The 16,001-nt window shown below is 65.3% G+C and carries 12 protein-coding genes; 6 read left to right on the forward strand and 6 right to left on the reverse strand.

The window, feature by feature from the left end:
- Positions 1–1,871: AsmA family protein (locus tag H8B02_RS34455; protein ID WP_229170305.1), on the reverse strand; the 1,871-nt coding region annotated here is incomplete at its 3' end.
- A 211-nt stretch (positions 1,872–2,082) separates the two neighbouring features.
- Here H8B02_RS34455 and H8B02_RS34460 point away from each other — a divergent pair.
- A complete protein-coding gene (locus H8B02_RS34460) occupies positions 2,083–2,757 on the forward strand; it encodes a Crp/Fnr family transcriptional regulator (protein WP_176534276.1) in 675 nt (224 codons plus the stop codon).
- A 244-nt stretch (positions 2,758–3,001) separates the two neighbouring features.
- Here H8B02_RS34460 and H8B02_RS34465 read toward each other — a convergent pair whose 3' ends face one another.
- The gene (locus tag H8B02_RS34465) at positions 3,002–3,862 is read right to left on the reverse strand and encodes an AraC family transcriptional regulator (protein WP_229170307.1); all 861 of its coding nucleotides are present in this window, start codon (positions 3,860–3,862) and stop codon (positions 3,002–3,004) included.
- A 186-nt stretch (positions 3,863–4,048) separates the two neighbouring features.
- Between H8B02_RS34465 and H8B02_RS34470 the strand changes: the two genes are divergently transcribed.
- Genes H8B02_RS34470 through H8B02_RS34490 form a run of 5 tightly spaced genes read left to right on the forward strand, consistent with a single transcriptional unit; the run spans position 4,049 to position 9,817 of the window.
- On the forward strand, positions 4,049–5,626 hold the full coding sequence (locus H8B02_RS34470; protein WP_229170308.1) for an ABC transporter substrate-binding protein: 1,578 nt from the start codon (positions 4,049–4,051) through the stop codon (positions 5,624–5,626).
- A complete protein-coding gene (locus tag H8B02_RS34475; RefSeq protein WP_229170309.1) occupies positions 5,623–6,624 on the forward strand; it encodes an ABC transporter permease in 1,002 nt (333 codons plus the stop codon). Before H8B02_RS34470 ends, H8B02_RS34475 begins: the two co-directional genes overlap by 4 nt.
- Positions 6,624–7,457 carry an ABC transporter permease gene (locus tag H8B02_RS34480; protein ID WP_229170313.1) on the forward strand — a complete coding sequence of 278 codons (834 nt, stop codon included), beginning with the start codon at positions 6,624–6,626 and terminating at the stop codon, positions 7,455–7,457. The genes H8B02_RS34475 and H8B02_RS34480 overlap by 1 nt, the downstream gene beginning before the upstream one ends.
- Complete coding sequence (locus H8B02_RS34485; RefSeq protein ID WP_229170314.1) at positions 7,454–9,157, forward strand: dipeptide ABC transporter ATP-binding protein; 1,704 nt, start codon at positions 7,454–7,456, stop codon at positions 9,155–9,157. The genes H8B02_RS34480 and H8B02_RS34485 overlap by 4 nt, the downstream gene beginning before the upstream one ends.
- A 24-nt stretch (positions 9,158–9,181) precedes the next feature.
- Positions 9,182–9,817 carry a pyridoxamine 5'-phosphate oxidase family protein gene (locus H8B02_RS34490; protein ID WP_229170316.1) on the forward strand — a complete coding sequence of 212 codons (636 nt, stop codon included), beginning with the start codon at positions 9,182–9,184 and terminating at the stop codon, positions 9,815–9,817.
- A gap of 469 nt (positions 9,818–10,286) precedes the next feature.
- On the opposite strand, the gene H8B02_RS34495 is transcribed toward H8B02_RS34490, so the two are convergent.
- The 4 genes from H8B02_RS34495 to H8B02_RS34510 all read right to left on the reverse strand — a co-directional run.
- Complete coding sequence (locus H8B02_RS34495; protein WP_229170318.1) at positions 10,287–13,439, reverse strand: efflux RND transporter permease subunit; 3,153 nt, start codon at positions 13,437–13,439, stop codon at positions 10,287–10,289.
- A gap of 13 nt (positions 13,440–13,452) precedes the next feature.
- Complete coding sequence (locus H8B02_RS34500; protein ID WP_229170323.1) at positions 13,453–14,370, reverse strand: efflux RND transporter periplasmic adaptor subunit; 918 nt, start codon at positions 14,368–14,370, stop codon at positions 13,453–13,455.
- Between the two features lie 245 nt (positions 14,371–14,615).
- Positions 14,616–15,263, reverse strand: coding sequence for an OmpA family protein (locus H8B02_RS34505; protein WP_229170325.1), 648 nt, complete (start codon positions 15,261–15,263; stop codon positions 14,616–14,618).
- A 140-nt stretch (positions 15,264–15,403) separates the two neighbouring features.
- A partial coding sequence (locus H8B02_RS34510; RefSeq protein WP_229170327.1) for a tetratricopeptide repeat protein occupies positions 15,404–16,001 on the reverse strand: 598 nt, incomplete at its 5' end.

Below are 16,001 nucleotides of genomic sequence, written 5' to 3' on the forward strand. Positions count from 1 at the left end.
CCGATGGTGTCGCCGAGCTGTCCGCCGAGCGGGTTGTTCTGGCCGGCGGTCGCACCGCCCGCAGCCTGGCCCGTGCCGGGCTGCGCGCCGGTTCCGCCGCTCTGCACGCCGTTGAGGAGGTTGCTGAGCCCGTTGAGGCCCTGGCTCAGCCCTTGGCCGTTCCCGCCGAACAGGCCCTTGCCCATCTCCTTGAGCTTGGCATAGGCGGCCTCGGGATTGTCGAGGATGCCCTGCATTTCCGGATAGATCCGCGGGGACACCCAGGGCCCCTCGATCATCACGGGGATGCCGAGGCCGACCGGATTGCCGACGCGGCCCTGGCCTTCGGTGGTCATCACGAGCTGCGGCTCGACGCGGAACCCGATCTGGCGGGTGTTGATATCGACGGTGCCGACCCCGCTCATCTTCACCAGCGGGCCGATCAGATTGAGATCGGTGGTCACGGCCTGGCCCTTGTCGAGCTTGAACGAGGCCGAGAGCTGGCTGAGATCGGTCGACAGTGCCTCACTCTGCTGCCAGCCCGACAATGTGCTGGTGGTGAGGTTGCGGATCATCTGCGCGACGTTGAGGCCGAGGATCTTGCCGTCCTGGAATACGACGAAGGCGGTGCCGCCGAGATTGCCGACGATCGCGCGCGCGCTGGTGCCCTGCGACGTCAGCGCGATCTTCGCCTGCATCTTGCCGTCGAGCTTGTCGAATTCGGCAAGGCTTTTCAGCACCGGCAGCGCGCGCACGCCGGCGAGGTCGAGCCGCAGCGCGCAGGTTGGAGTAGCGCCCCTCGCGTCGATCGTGACGTCGCCATTGGCGGTGCCCTCATAGGCGCCGAGATTGGCGAGCCGGGCCTTCAGCACGCCGCTGTCAACAGATGCATCGATTGCCGCCTGCACGAAGCGGCCGTCGCCGATCACGAGCTCCGCCGTCGAGATGCGCGCCTGCGCGTCGACATAATTGAGCCCGCCAAGGTCGATCGACGCATTGCTCCAAATGTTGGTGCCCAATGACTGCGCCGCATCGGGCTGGCTCGGCGTCAGCGCCATCGTCATGCGCTGGAAGTCGAGATCGAGCTTCAGCAGCGGCTTGTTGCTGGCGAAGTCGACCGAGGCCCAGCCGGTGAAGCCGCCATCGCCGAGCGTGCCGGATACGCCGTTGAACATCAGCACCGTGCCGTTCAGGCGCAGTTCCGCGTTCGCCTTGATCGCCGCGGGCAACAGGCCAGGTGCGTCGATGTTGAACTCGGCCGGCACGTTCTGGCGTTCCAGCGGCGCCTGCGGCGCGGTCGCGCGAATCTCGAACTTCAGCGGCTTGTCACTGGTGCTCGCACTCCCCGTGACGACGATCTTGCGGTCGTTGCCGATGGTCGCATCGGCATTGAGCGTCTCGATCCGGTTCTCGACCCGGTCGCGCACATTGGAGAACACGATGGTGCCGCCGGTGACGCTGACATGCCGGATCGTGAGGCCGCCGCTGTCGGAGGCGGAAGACTTCGCCGGCGGATTGTGGTCGCGGGTACGCTCGCGCTGCAGCGGCAGATTGATCACCGGCTTGACGATCGCAAGGTCGGTGATGTCGGGCTGGCCCGACCACAGGCTCGACAGCGTCATCTCGGCCTCGACCCGATCAGCCGCGAACCGGTTGTTGGCCTCGCGCTCCCGCGAGTCCTGCAACACGACATCGCTCAGCGTCAGATTGACGGTCGGCCAGAAACCAACCTTGGCGCCGCCATTGATAGTGAGCGTGTAGCCGGTCTCCCGCTCGACCCGCTCAGTGATGGCCGAGGCGAGGAACGAGGACCGGATCCCGACCGCGGCCACCAGCGCGATGATCGCGATCAAGGCAGCGATGGCGGCCCCGGCGAATTTCAGTGCTCTCATCTCGATATTCCAGGCCGGGCAGACAGAGTTCCGCCGTGGAAAGGCACGGCCGATCGCACGAGATTATCCCGCAAACGGGACCTCGCTCCAACGGCCGGAAAAATAATCCGTTACCAGCATGAACTTATGTGACCTCTCACACACTCTTATGAGGGTGATTGTTGCTAACCGGGCGGAGGGGACCGCTTGGATCGATTTGGAAGGCAATACAATGAGCAAACAGGCCGAATTTGCGGTCATTCTGAAAATGAACCCTATGTTCGCCGATCTCGGTGCGGACGAATTGGCGCGGCTTTCGGGCCTCTGCCACACCCAGCAGCTCGCCACCGGCGAGGTGCTGTTCCAGAAAGGCGATCCCGGCGACGCCCTGTTTGGGGTCCGCCGCGGCCAGATGCGCATCGAAACCGGTGCCTCCGACGGCAGCCGGCTCACACTGAACTTCATGGGATCCGGCGATCTATTTGGCGAAGTCGCCGTCCTCGACGGTCAGGAGCGCACCGCGGATGCGACCGCGGGCGAGCCCACCGAATTGTTCGTCCTGCGGCGGGAAGATTTCCTGGGCTTCCTCGAGCGTGAGCCGAAGGTCGCGGTCCGCCTGATCGAATTGCTGTGCCAGCGCATTCGCTGGCAGAGCGAGCGGATGGAAGAATCCGTGTTGCAGCCGTTGCCGGTCCGCCTCGCACGCCGGCTGTGCGCGCTGGCCGAGGATTTCGGTTCCGAGGTGCACATCTCGCAGGAACAGCTCGGCATCTTCGTCGGCGCGGCGCGCGAGAGCGTCAACCGGCAGCTGCAGACCTGGCGCAAGGACGGCATCGTCGACCTGCAGCGCGGACGGATCATGCTGCACAACATGACCAAGCTGACGGCGGTCGCACGCAACGACTAGACGGTTGCATGCAACGCGCGCGCGAGGATCGCCGTCCTCTCGCGCGCCTTGCTTGCGAATGTTGACGCACTCCTGCCTAAAAGACTTGCTTGCATGAGGAGGTGGGTATCGCTTTCATCCGCGTGCCGGTCCTTGGGGTGACACCCAGCCTCGCTGGCCTCACGCCATCCACCTGCAAACCCCTGCGGTCTTTCCCGTCGACCGCAGGGGTTTTGCGTTCCGCGAGTGCGTGACGCGAATTCGCCTACCTCATCACCACTTCGGGATTGGCCCAGCGCAGATATTGGCGCGGCGCGGCGCCGAGTTCGCGCTTGAACATCGCGGCGAACGCGCTCGGGCTGTCATAGCCGACGTCGAGCGCAACGCAGGTGACGGCTTCGCCAGCGCCGAGCCGCGCCAGCGCTTCGAGCAGCCGCACCCGCTGACGCCAGGCCGCAAAGCTCTGTCCGGTCTCGCGCCGGAACAAACGCGTCAATGTTCGCCGGCTGAGTTGGCTGCGATCGGCCCATTGGTCGAGCGTGAGATCGGAACTCGGATCGACCAGCACCGCTTCGCAGATCGCGGCGAGCCGCGGGTCGGGCGGTACCTGCACATGCAGCGATACTTCAGGCATCCTGCCGATCTCATCGAGCAGGAAATCGACCAGCCGGCCGTCGCGCCCTTCCGGATCGTAACGGGTCGGCATATGCACCGCTTCTTCCATCAGCGCTTCGACCAATGCGGAGGCCCTGATCAGGCGGCAGGTTGCCGGCGCATTCCGCACACGGTCCGGCGTGACATAGATGGTCTGGATCTCGACTTCACCCCATGCACGCGATTGGTGCGCGACGCCGGCCGGAATCCACAGGCCGTGGCCGGGCGGCACGACGAAATGGCCGCGCTCGGTCATCATCGAGGTCACGCCTGCGGTCTGCAAGATGAACTGATCGCGGCGATGCGCGTGTCGCGCGCTCGTGCTTTCGTTCGGATACGAGGCCGCCATCGCCGCGAGCGGCCGTTCGACCAGTTGCAATTGTCCGGCATAATGCGCGGCAGCTACGGGACCGGATTGCTTGCGGCACACGCGCAGGCCGGCGGTGTCATTTCGTCGCGCTGCGACTTTCAAGTGTCGTGAGCTCCTGATCGATCGTCGTTTTCGCAGGGTGCTCATGCATCTTCCGGGCCAGTTGGCCCGATCGCGATGGTTGTTGTCCCCAATCAGGTAGCGCGGGATACGGCGTTTGGCAACAATGCCTCACCCCGCGACATTCGCCGAAATCGAATGCCTGACGCGCGGCGACGGAGAGGTCCGATGAACAGACGCGAATTCACCAAGGCGATGCTGGCCTGCGGTGCAGCCATCCCGTTCGGCATCACGCGGGCAGCGGGCCAGACCCGCGGTGGAACGCTCAACACCATCATCCAGCCCGAGCCGCCGGTTCTGGTGACCGCGCTGAACCAGCAGCAACCGACCTTGACGCTCGGCGGCAAGATCTATGAAGGCCTGCTGAAATACGACGCCGACCTCAAGCCGATGCCCGGCATGGCGCAGTCCTGGGAGGTCTCGCCGGACGGCCTGACCTACACATTCAAGCTGTTTCCCGGCATCACCTTCCACGACGGCAAGCCGATGACCTCGGAGGACGTGGTCTTCAGCTGCATGAAGCTGCTGGTGGAGACGCATCCGCGCGCGCGGCAGAATTTTTCGCGCGTGGCATCGGCCGAAGCGCCCGATCCGCTCACCGTCGTGTTCGAGCTGAAGCAGCCGTTCGCGCCGTTCATCGGCTGCTTCGATTGCACGTCCGCCCCGATCGTGCCCAAGCACATCTACGACGGCACCGACTATCGCAAGAACCCGGAGAACGACAAGGCGATCGGCACCGGCCCCTTCAAGCTGAAGGAATGGGTGCGCGGCTCGCATGTTCACCTCGTCCGCCACGACGGTTACTATCTGAAGGACGAGCCCTATCTCGACGAGATCGTGTACCGCGTGATCCCGGACGCGGCGTCGCGTGCGCTCGCGCTCGAGAACGGCACGGTGCAGCTCGTGCAATGGTCTGACGTCGAATTTTATGACGTGCAGCGCTTCAAGGCGCAGAAGAACCTTGAATTCACCACCAAGGGCTACGAGTATTTCGCGCCGCATCAATGGCTCGAAATGAACAACCGCATCGCGCCGATGAACGACAAGCGGTTCCGCCAGGCGGTGATGCACCTGATCGACCGCGAGGCGTTCAGCAAGCGCGTCTATTTCGGCAACGCCAAGGTCGCGACCGGCCCGATCTCGTCGAAGACGCGGTTCTACGATCCGAACGTGAAGCGCTACGAGTTCTCCGTGGACAAGGCCAAGGCGCTGCTCGACGACATGGGATTGAAGCCTGGCGCCAACGGCAAGCGGGCCGAGATCAAGTATATCGTGCCGCCCTATAGCGAGTCCTATCAACGCGCCGGCGAATTCTTCCGGCAGAGCTTTGCACGCGTCGGCATCGACCTCGTGCTGGTCGGCACCGACATGGCCGGCTGGGCCGAGAAGGTCGGCAACTGGGACTATGAGATGACCCAGAACCTGCTCTACCAGCTCGGCGATCCCGCGCTCGGCGTCGCGCGCACCTATATCTCGTCGAACATCAAGAAGGGCATCCTGTTCTCGAACACACAAGGCTACTCGAATCCCGAGGTTGACAAACTGTTCGACGAGGCGGCAATCACACTCGATGCAGCCAAGCGCCAGGAGCTCTATAGCAAGGTGCAGCAGATCCTGGTCGAGGATGTGCCCGTGGCCTGGACGCTCGAGATCGAATATCCCATCATCTACGACAAGGCGTTCAGGAACATCGTGACGACGGGCATCGGATCGCACGAAACCTTCGGGTCGGTCTACAAATCGTGACGCCACTCGGGAGCGCAGCGGCGATCGGGCTCCAGGCGATCAGCCGCATCGCACAGCTCGTGGCCGTGATCCTCGTCATCGCGACGTTCAACTTCGTGCTGGTGCGGGCCGCCCCCGGCGACCCGGCGCAGGTCATGGCCGGGCAATCCGGTGCGTCCGATCCAAAGCTGCTCGACGATCTGCGCAAGGAGTACGGGCTCGACAAGCCGTATTTCGTGCAGCTCGTGAGCCACCTCGGCCGCATCGTCAGGCTCGATCTCGGCTATTCCTATCGGCAGCGCCGCCCCGTCGTCGATCTGATCCTCGAACGGCTGCCGGCGACGCTGCTGCTGACGGTCACGGCGTTCTGTCTCGCGCTCCTGATCGGCACCGCGCTCGGCGCGCTGGCGGGGCTCGCGGCCGGCAGCGTGCTCGATACGGTGTTCACCGTGCTCTCGCTCGTGCTCTATGCGACGCCGGTGTTCTGGCTTGGGCTGATGCTGGTGCTGGTGTTCTCGGTGACGCTCGGCTGGCTGCCGCCGTTCGGCTACGAGACCATCAACGTCCAGCTTTCGCCGATCGCGCATGCGCTCGACATCATGAAGCACATGATCATGCCGGTGACCTCGCTGGCGGCGATCTATCTGGCGATCTACGCGCGGCTGATGCGATCCTCGATCATCGAGGTCGCGCAGCAGGACTTCATCAAGACGGCGCGCGCCAAGGGCTTGTCCGGAACGCGTATCGTCGTCGGTCACATGCTGCGCAATGCGCTGGTGCCGGTCGTCACCGTCGCCGGCATGCAGGCCGGCGCGCTGGTCGGCGGCGCCGTGGTGATCGAGACGGTGTTCGCCTGGCCCGGCCTTGGCCGCCTGACCTTCGAGGCCCTGCTGCAGCGCGACTATCCGGTCCTGCTCGGCATCTTCCTGATCCTCTCGATCGTCGTGATCGTGCTCAACCTTTTGACTGATCTGGTCTACCGGCTGATCGATCCGCGCATGACCACGGGAGCGGCGTGATGGAGACGGTGCGCGCCTTCCTGCGTCATCCCAGCGGCATGATCGGGCTTGTCCTGCTGCTGATCGTCGTGGTTGTCGCGATCATCGCGCCGATCATGTTTCCGGTCTCGCCCTGGGAGATGGTCGGCGCGCCGTTCACGCCGCCCGGCGAGGACGGGCTGTGGCTCGGCGGCGATACGCTCGGCCGCGATGTCGCGGCCGGCGTCGCGTATGGCGCGCGCGTCTCGCTGTTGATCGGCATCGCATCGGCGCTCGCTGCGATGGCGATCGGCGTCGTGGTCGGCGCGATCTCGGGCTATTTCGGCGGCAAGGTTGATCTGGTGCTGATGCGGATGACGGAATTGTTCCAGACCATTCCGGCCTTCGTGCTGGCCATCCTGCTGGTCGCGACGTTCAATCCGTCGCTGCTGACGATCATCCTGACCATCGGGGCGGTGAGCTGGCCGCCGCTGGCGCGGCTGACGCGTGCGGAATTCCTGCGGCTGCGCCACCGCGAATTCGTCGAGGCGGCGCAGTGTCAGGGCGAGCGCACCTGGCGCATCGTGCTCGGCCACATCCTGCCGAACGCGATCTCGCCGATCCTGGTCGTGACGTCGCTGACGGTGGCCACCGCGATCCTGCTGGAAAGCGCGCTGTCCTTCATGGGGCTCGGCGATCCCAATTTGATGTCGTGGGGCTTCATGATCGGCGCGGGGCGCACCGTGATCCGGAATGCGTGGTGGATGAGCGTGTTTCCCGGCCTTGCCATCCTCGTCACCGTGCTGGCGATCAACCTGTTCGGCGAGGGCCTGTCCGATGTGCTCAACCCACGCGTCTCGAGGCGCCGGTCATGAGCGAATCCGTGCAAGCTAACGCGCCGGTTCTCGCCGTCGATCGCCTCTCGATCGCGCTGCCGAAAGGCGGCGACAGGCCTTTGGCCGTCGAGAATGTGTCGTTTGAGATCAAGCCCAACGAGGTGGTCTGTCTGGTCGGCGAATCCGGCTCCGGCAAGTCGATGATCGCCCATGCGGTGTTGCAGCTTTTGCCGCGGGGCGTCGACGTCGTGTCCGGTGCCGTGACGGTCGCGGGGCAGGATCCGTCGAAGCTCGACGGCCGCGGTCTGCGGAACCTGCGCGGCGGCAATGCCGCGATGATCTTTCAGGAGCCGTTGTCCTCGCTCAACCCGCTCAAGCGGGTCGGCAAACAGATCGAGGAGATGATCCTGGCGCACCAGCGGCCCACACCGTCGATGGCGGAGGTTCGCGAGCGGGTGCAGACGCTGCTGACGCAGGTCGGGCTGCCGAATCCGCTTCTGCTGGAAAAAAGCTATCCGTTCGAGCTGTCCGGCGGCCAGCGCCAGCGCGTGATGATCGCGATAGCGATGGCCAACCGGCCCGCGCTGCTGATCGCGGACGAGCCGACCACCGCGCTCGATGTCACGACCCAGCGTCAGATCCTGCGCCTGATCGACGATCTCCGGCGCGAGCGCGGCATGGGCGTGCTGCTGATCACCCACGATTTCGGCGTCGTCGCCGATGTCGCCGACCGCGTCGTGGTGCTACGCCATGGCAAGGTGGTCGAGCAGGGCACGGCCAGTGAGGTGCTGCGCAATCCGCAAGCCGCCTACACGCGCGAACTGATCGACGCGGTGCCGAAGGCGCGGCTTGCGGACATCCATGACACGATCGTGCGACCGGAGCCGCTGCTGGAAGTCGTCGGCCTGCAGAAGACCTTTCGGGTCAAGCGCGGCTGGTTGCAGCCGCCGCGTGAAGTCGTCGCCGCGGAAGGCATCTCGTTGACGCTCCACGAGGGCGAGACGCTGGCGGTCGTCGGCGAATCCGGCTCCGGCAAGTCCACGCTCGGGCGCATGATCATGCGGCTGACCGAGCCGGATGCCGGCGCCATCCGCTTCGGCGGCGCCGACCTCCGGCTGTTGCGTGGTGAAGCGTTGCGCCAGGCGCGGCGGCGGCTTCAGATCGTGTTCCAGGATCCGTTTGCCAGCCTCGATCCGCGCCAGAAGGTCGGCGATGCCATCGCGCGCGGGCCGATGGCCTACGGCACCTCGCGCGCCGAGGCGATGGCGCAGGCAAGGAAGCTGCTGGCACGGGTCGGATTGTCGGAGACCGCCGCGGATCGTTACCCGCACGAATTCTCGGGCGGCCAGCGGCAGCGCATCTGCATCGCGCGGGCGCTCGCGCTCAAGCCGCGGGTCTTGATCGCCGACGAGGCGGTGTCGGCGCTCGACATCTCGGTGCAGGCCCAGGTGCTGGCGCTGCTCGCCGAGCTGCGCCAGGAGATGCGGCTCGCGATGATCTTCATCACCCATGATTTGCGCATCGCCGCCGAGATCGCCGATCGCGTCATCGTGCTGCAGAAGGGGCGCATCGTCGAGGAAGGCACCACCGCCGAGGTCTTCACCGCGCCGCGCCAGGCCTATACGCGCGACCTGCTTGATGCGATTCCGGGCCGCGATTTCTTCGATCAGCCGGGCTTTGCGGCCGCGGCCGGCGCACGCCAGACGGCGAGGATCGATTCCGGCATCGACGCGGTGTAAACTAACAACAAAGGGAGGTTCGCTATGGGTCACGAGGGCGCAGGCGGCAAGCCGCCGGTCAAGTCGCAGGAGGGTCTTCGCGCGCATTTTGGGCAATTGAGCCCGCTTGCCGAGAAGAAGGTGCTCAACCATCTCGACAAGTTCTGCCGCGACTTCATCGCGCTGTCGCCGTTCCTGGTCATCGCCTCCAGCGACGGCAAGGGCCATGCCGACGCCAGCCCGCGCGGCGATGCGCCTGGCTTCGTCTCGGTGATCGACGACAAGACGCTGCTGATCCCGGACCGCCGCGGCAACAACCGCGTCGATACGTTCGGCAATATCCTGGCCTCGCCCGGGGTCGGCCTGATCTTCATGGTGCCGGGCATCAACGAGACCCTGCGGATCAATGGGCGGGCCGAGATTTCGCAGGAGCCGGGCCTTTTGACGCCGCTGACGGTGCAGAACGTCACGCCGATCATCGGCATCAAGCTGCATGTCGATGAGACCTACTTCCATTGCGGCAAGGCGCTGATGCGCGCAAAACTCTGGAATCCGGCCGCGCAGGTCGAGCGCCACAGCTTCCCGACGCTGGGACGGATCATCGCCGAGCAGACCGCGGCGGTCGAGGTCGAGGTCGCCGAGAAGACGATGGAAGAGGCCTATCGCACGCGGCTCTACTAGAACTTGATGAAACCAGATTGAATCGGACTAGCAGCGGACTCGTTACGCCGCTCCCGCTTGCGTTGTCATGAGAGGATGTGAGGCTATATCCCGGCCTAACGGCGTCATCGCCCGGCCTCGACCGGGCGATCCAGTACGCCGCGGCTCCTCGGTTCAAGCACTGCGGTCTCTGGAATACTGGATCACCCGCATGCGCGGGTGATGACACCATGCGCAATTGCGCACTAGGCAGGGACGACGTGTTGGACGAGCCGCAGACTCACATCATGATTTCGGAATAATGGAAAAGTACCGCTGAGTTGCCCGACGAGTCAAGCTGCCATGTCGAACGCCGGCGGCCGCCGGCTACTTTGCATGGGGTTGTTTTCGATATTTTGGCAGCGCGCCCGTGCGACGGCGGCCTGCGCGACTGCTGCCAAACCTGACCTCACTATGCTTTAGCGGCACCGCAGGCGAGGCGCGCCCCAGCTCACTCCGCCGCAGGCGAGATCACGCTCGGCGGGCCGGGCGGCCGCTTGGTCTGGTCGGTCGGGTGCTCGCTCGGGGTCAGCTCGTGGTCGGCATGTGAGACCACGAGCCGCTTGCCGAAGCGCCAGATCAAGCCGCCGATGTCGTCCATCACCATGAACATCGCCGGCACGAACACCAGCGACAGCACGGTCGAGAAGATCAGGCCGCCGATCACGGCGAGCGCCATCGGCGAGCGGAATTCGCCGCCGGCGCCGAACGCAAGGGCCGACGGCATCATGCCGGCGGCCATCGCGATCGTGGTCATCACGATCGGGCGGGCGCGCTTCATGCCGGCGTCGATCATGGCTTCCTCGCGGGCCTTGCCGTCGCGGATCGCCTCCACCGCGAATTCCACCAGCATGATGGCGTTCTTGGTGACGATGCCCATCAGCATCAGGATGCCGATCCACACCGGCGTCGTGAGCTGCTTGCCGGTCAGCAGCAGCGCGCCGATCGCGCCGCCGATCGAGAGCGGCAGCGAGAACAGGATGGTGATCGGCTGCAGGAAGGTGCCGAACAGCAGCACCAGCACGGCATAGACCATCATCAGGCCGGCGGTGATCGCGGTGGCGAAGCCGTCGGACAGCTCGGCGAGGCTCTCGGCGTCGCCGGACGGGCTGACTTTGACGCCCTTCGGCAGGCTCTTCATGACCGGGAGGTCGTAGATCAGCTTGGTGGCGTCGCCGAGCGCGGCATTGCCGACCAGATCGGCGGCGACGGTCGCCTGCCGCTCGCGGTCGTAGCGGTTGATGCTGGTCGGGCCCTGGTCGAGCTGGATGTCGGCCACGACGGACAGCGGTACGCCGCCACGCTCGCCGCGCTGGCCGAGCGGCACGCGCAGCTGCTCCAGCATCTGCAGGTCGCTGCGCGCATTGTCCTCGAGCTGGACACGGATCGGCACCTGGCGGTCGCCGGCGTCGAACTTGGCCAGCGCCGGGCCGACGTCGCCGATAGTGGCGACGCGGATGGTCTGCGACAGGCTCTCGGTCGAGACACCGAGCCGCGCCGCGAGTTCCGCGCGCGGACGGATGCGCAGCTCCGGCCGGTCGAGCGCGGTCTCCGAGATCACGTTGGCGATGATCGGGATCCGCTTCATCTGCGTCGCCAGTTCGCTCGCGACGTTGTTGACGATGTTGCTGTCGGTGCCGGTGACGACCAGCGAGATCGCGCGCAGGCCGTTCTCGTCGAGGAACCAGAACCTGATGTCAGGGACGTTCTCGAGCTCCTTGCCGATCGAAAGCTCGAGCTCGCGCTGGGTGATCTTGCGGTCGGCCTTCGGCGTGTAGTTGATGATCAGCGCGGCGCGGCGTACCTCCAGCGTGCCCGGCGGTACGCGGCCGCCGTCGACGAACACGCTGCGCACCTCGGGCCGCTTGCGCAGGCGCGCCACGATCTCCTCGGTGACCTTCTCGGTATAGGCAAGCTGCGAGCCCGGCGGCAGCTCCATTGCGAGCAGCGAGCGCGCGGTGTCCTGCGCCGGCAGGAAGCCCTGCGGCAGCAGCGTGATGCTCCAGATCGACGCGGCGAAGACCGCAAAGCCGATCAGCACGGTGATGTAATGGTGCTTCACCGACCAGGTGACGAGGCCGTGATAGCCGCGCAGGATGCGGCCGGGCGGCGGGTCGTCGTGGTCATGGTGCTTGAGGAAATACGCGGCCAGCACCGGCGTCACGAAACGCGCGGCGAGCAGCGAGAAGAACACCTGCACCGACACGGTGATGCCGAACTGTTTGAAGAACTGCCCGGCGATCCCGGACATGAAGCTCGCCGGCGCGAAGATCGCGATGATGGTGAGCGAGATCGCGATCACCGCAAGGCCGATCTCGTCGGCCGCTTCAAGTGCAGCACGATAGGGCGTCTTGCCCATCCGCATGTGGCGGACGATGTTCTCGATCTCGACGATGGCGTCGTCGACGAGAATGCCGGTCGACAACGTGATGGCGAGGAAGGAGACCAGGTTCAGCGAGAAGCCGAGCAGGTCCATCGCCCAGAACGCCGGGAAGATCGACAGCGGTAGCGAAACCGCGGCGATGATCGTGGCGCGCATATCGCGCAGGAAGAGCAGCACGATGATGACGGCGAGGATCGCGCCCTCGAACAAGGTCGAGATCGCGGCCTCGTAATTGCCCTTGGTGAACTCGACCGAGGTGTCGATCAGCTTGAGGTCGACGTCGGGATAGGCAATTTTCAGGGCGTCGATCCGCTTCTGCACCGCGGCCGCGACGACGACGTCGCTGGCCCCCTTGGAACGCTTGATACCGAGCGCCACCACCGGCTCGCCGTTGAAGCGGGCGAAGGTGCGCCGGTCGGCGATGGTGTCGGTGACGGTGCCGAGATCGTCGAGCCGGATCTCGCCGCCGCCGAACAGCGGAATCATGGTGCCGGCGAGCTCGTTCAGCGTCTTGGCGCCGGCCAGCGTGCGGATCGCCTGGTCGTTCTTACCGATCTCGGCGCGGCCGCCGGCGACGTCGACATTGGTGCCGCGCAGGATCTGGCTGACATTGACCGCGGTGAGCCCGACCGCCTGCAGCTTGTCGGGATCGAGCGAGACCAGGATCTCGCGCTCGACACCGCCGATGCGCTCGACCTGGGCGACGCCGCGCACACCCTGCAGCGCGCGCTTGACCACGTCGTCGACAAAGTAAGAGAGCTGCTCCGGCGTCTTGCCAGGCGAGATCGCAGCGTACGTCACGATCGGCAGGCCGATCACGTCGACGCGCTGGATCAACGGCTCGGTGACGTTTTGCGGCAGGTTGGCGCGTACCCGCGTCACCGCGTCCTTGACGTCGTTGAGCGCGCGGTCGGTGTTGGTCTCCAGCGCGAACTGGATCGTGGTCACCGACAGGCCGTCGGTGATCGAGGACGAGATATGGCGCACGCCCTCGACGCCGGAGACGCCGTCCTCGATCGTCTTGGTGACCTGCGATTCAAGTTCCGAGGGCGCTGCGCCGAATTGCGAGACCGCGACCGAGATCACCGGAATGTCAGCGCTCGGCAGCCGCGTCACGGCGAGCTTGGTGAAGGAGACCCAGCCCAGCACCAGCAGGATGATCGAGAAGACGATCGAGGGAAGCGGGTTCCGGATCGACCAAGCCGAGATGTTCAAAGCCATTAGCGTGCCCGAATTAGCGTGATCGCGTGCGATCGAGTTCGTCGGCGAACATGGTCTTGATCTGGTCGCCATCATGCAGCGAGGTGCCAGCATCGGCCACGACGATTTCGCCGACGTCGAGGCCTTCAAGGATTTCGGTCGAGGTGTCGGACGTCAGCCCGACGCGCACCCTGCGGGTCTCGACCGTGTTGCCCTTCACGACTTGCAGGGTCAGGCGGTCGATCGCGGTGCGTGGCACCGCGACGCCGCAGGAGCGCTTGGCGTCTATATTGGCGCGCGCGAACATGCCGACCTTCAGCGTCGGATTGTTGTTGATGGTGATGCGGACGTGCCCGAGCTGGGTGGCGCGGTCGATCTGCGGCGAGATCTGGCGGACCTTGCCGACAATATCGGGCGCGTCGTCGCGGCTGATCCGGACATTGGCGCCGGGATTGAGCTTCAGGAGCTGGAAGCCCGGCACCTCGGCGTCGAGCTCGATCTCGTTGTTGACGGAGATCTTGAACATCGGCGGAGCCTGCGGCGAGGCCGGAGCGCCGGGCGCGGTGCGCACCTCGGTGACGAGGCCAGCGGCCGGCGCGCGCAGCACGATCGGCTTGGCATTGCCCTGCGCCGCCTGCTGCGGCGGCGGGGTCAACCGCGCCAGTTCCTGGTTCTCGGTCACGGTGTCACCCTCGCGGACCAGCACGTCGGTGACCTTGGAGCCGTCCTGGTCGACATTCACCTGCGCCTCGCGGCGCGGCACGATAAAGCCGGTGACGCGGACCATGTCGGAGAAGCAGGCATTGGTCGACTTCGTCACCACGACCAGCGCCTGGCCCGGCGTCTCCTTCTCCTCCGGATGGGAGCGGTGCTCGAACGCGTAATAGGCGATAGCCAGCGCGAGGAAAACCACCGTGCTGAGCGCAGGCTTGAGGTATTGGGAAAAATTCATCGCCTGATCAATCCAGAGCTTGGCGCGTATCGACAGTGATCGTCTTGGGCGCTCGTCGAAGTCTCTTCTCGCCGTCGTATTGTGTGGGCATCGGAAAGGTCGGGGTCCATTGTTCCGGATCATGCCCTGATGTCATGTGAGGCGGGTCACCTGTGGGCCGCCTTGGGGCTCGGCCCTAAAGCAAATGCGCCCCGCCGGGGTGCGGGACGCATTGTAACCTCAAAAAGGGGCCACGCCACCGCCCATCACTTGGCGGCGGTGTCCTTGTTTTCCATGTTCACGACCTGCACGCGCCGGTTGATGTCCGCCATCGGGTGGCTCGGGTCCTTCAACTTGCTCTTGCCATAGCCGACGGTGACGAGATCGGTGCCGTTGATGCCATATTTGTCGACCAGATAGCGCTTGATGGCGTCGGCGCGGCGCTCGGAGAGGCCCTGATTGTAGTCCTCGCCACCGGCGGCGTCGGTGTGGCCGGCGACCACGAAGGTCGAGCCCTTCAGGTCCTGGTTGGTCAAGGCGCGGCCGAGCGCCTGCACCGATGGCAGCGACTTCGCGCTGATGTCGGCGGAGTTGTAGTCGAAGTTGATCTCGAGATCGATCTTCGGCTTGTCCTGCACGATGGTCGCGATTTCCTCGCGCTCAGTCGAGGACAGTGAGCGGGTCGCGCGGCCGCGGACGCTCTTCACGAATTTGGCCTGGTCGGCGTTCAGCCCGGGCGAGGTCTGCGGGCCGGCCGAAAGGCCGCGGGTCAGCGGCTTCTTCTCGGGCGTCAGCGCTTTGATGATCTGATCCTCGGTGACGTCACCAGCGCGGGCGGCCGCCATGCCGAACGACAGCACGGCGCCGACGGTCGCGATTGAAAGGATCGCGGCCCTTGCCGACGGCTTGAACATTTCGGTCCCTCCTGCGCCGGCTGGCGCGGTTCCATGCAACTCTTCGGATTGATCGCGGGCATCGCTGCCCGGCACGCACCCTCTGATTAGTCGCGCAATTTCATCAGTGGTTCGAGCCGCGGACAGGCCTCGTTCATTTGTCACTGCACGCCGTAGTCGGCGAATTCCTTGACGATGTTCGGGTCCATCGCCTTGGCGTTGGCGATGTCGAGATCGCCTTCCGCGACCGCGCCGTTGCGCTTCTTGGCAAGGCCGCGCCCGTACAGCGACGAGGTCAGCCGCGGGTTGATCTTCAGCGCGGCGTCGAAATCGGCGATGGCGTTCTTGTTCTGCCCGCCCTTCAGGTTCATCAGCCCGCGGCTGTCGAGCGCATCGACGAAATTCGGGCGCAGCCGCAGCGCCTCGTTGCAGTCCTTCAGCGCCGCCTGCAGGTCGCCGATCACGGTGCGGACCCAGCAGCGGTTGTTATAGGCCTCGACATCCTTCGGGTTCAGCCGCAGCGAATTGGTGAAGTCCTTCACCGCGAGGTCGTAGGCGCCCTTACTGGCAAAGACCTGGCCGCGGCGATACAGCGCAGCCGCGTCATCCGGGTTCTTGTCGAGCTTTTCGTTCAGGCCCTTGATCGTCGGATCATCCGCGAGCACGGGCGAATTGCTCGGGGCCGGCGTGGGCTGGATCACCACCGGCGGCGGAGGCGCGGGTGGCGGCAGCGCGATCTCGGGCGCTTTTGGCGCAGGC

It is taken from the genome of Bradyrhizobium altum, from assembly GCF_020889705.1.
GTDB classification, from domain to species: domain Bacteria; phylum Pseudomonadota; class Alphaproteobacteria; order Rhizobiales; family Xanthobacteraceae; genus Bradyrhizobium; species Bradyrhizobium altum.

Coding starts and splice junctions, on each gene's coding strand:
- H8B02_RS34460 (WP_176534276.1), top strand. CDS start 2,083: ATGAGCAAACAGGCCGAATTTGCGGTCATTCTGAAAATGAACCCTATG.
- H8B02_RS34470 (WP_229170308.1), top strand. CDS start 4,049: ATGAACAGACGCGAATTCACCAAGGCGATGCTGGCCTGCGGTGCAGCC.
- H8B02_RS34480 (WP_229170313.1), top strand. CDS start 6,624: ATGGAGACGGTGCGCGCCTTCCTGCGTCATCCCAGCGGCATGATCGGG.
- H8B02_RS34485 (WP_229170314.1), top strand. CDS start 7,454: ATGAGCGAATCCGTGCAAGCTAACGCGCCGGTTCTCGCCGTCGATCGC.
- H8B02_RS34490 (WP_229170316.1), top strand. CDS start 9,182: ATGGGTCACGAGGGCGCAGGCGGCAAGCCGCCGGTCAAGTCGCAGGAG.
- H8B02_RS34495 (WP_229170318.1), bottom strand. CDS start 13,439: ATGGCTTTGAACATCTCGGCTTGGTCGATCCGGAACCCGCTTCCCTCG.
- H8B02_RS34500 (WP_229170323.1), bottom strand. CDS start 14,370: ATGAATTTTTCCCAATACCTCAAGCCTGCGCTCAGCACGGTGGTTTTC.
- H8B02_RS34505 (WP_229170325.1), bottom strand. CDS start 15,263: ATGTTCAAGCCGTCGGCAAGGGCCGCGATCCTTTCAATCGCGACCGTC.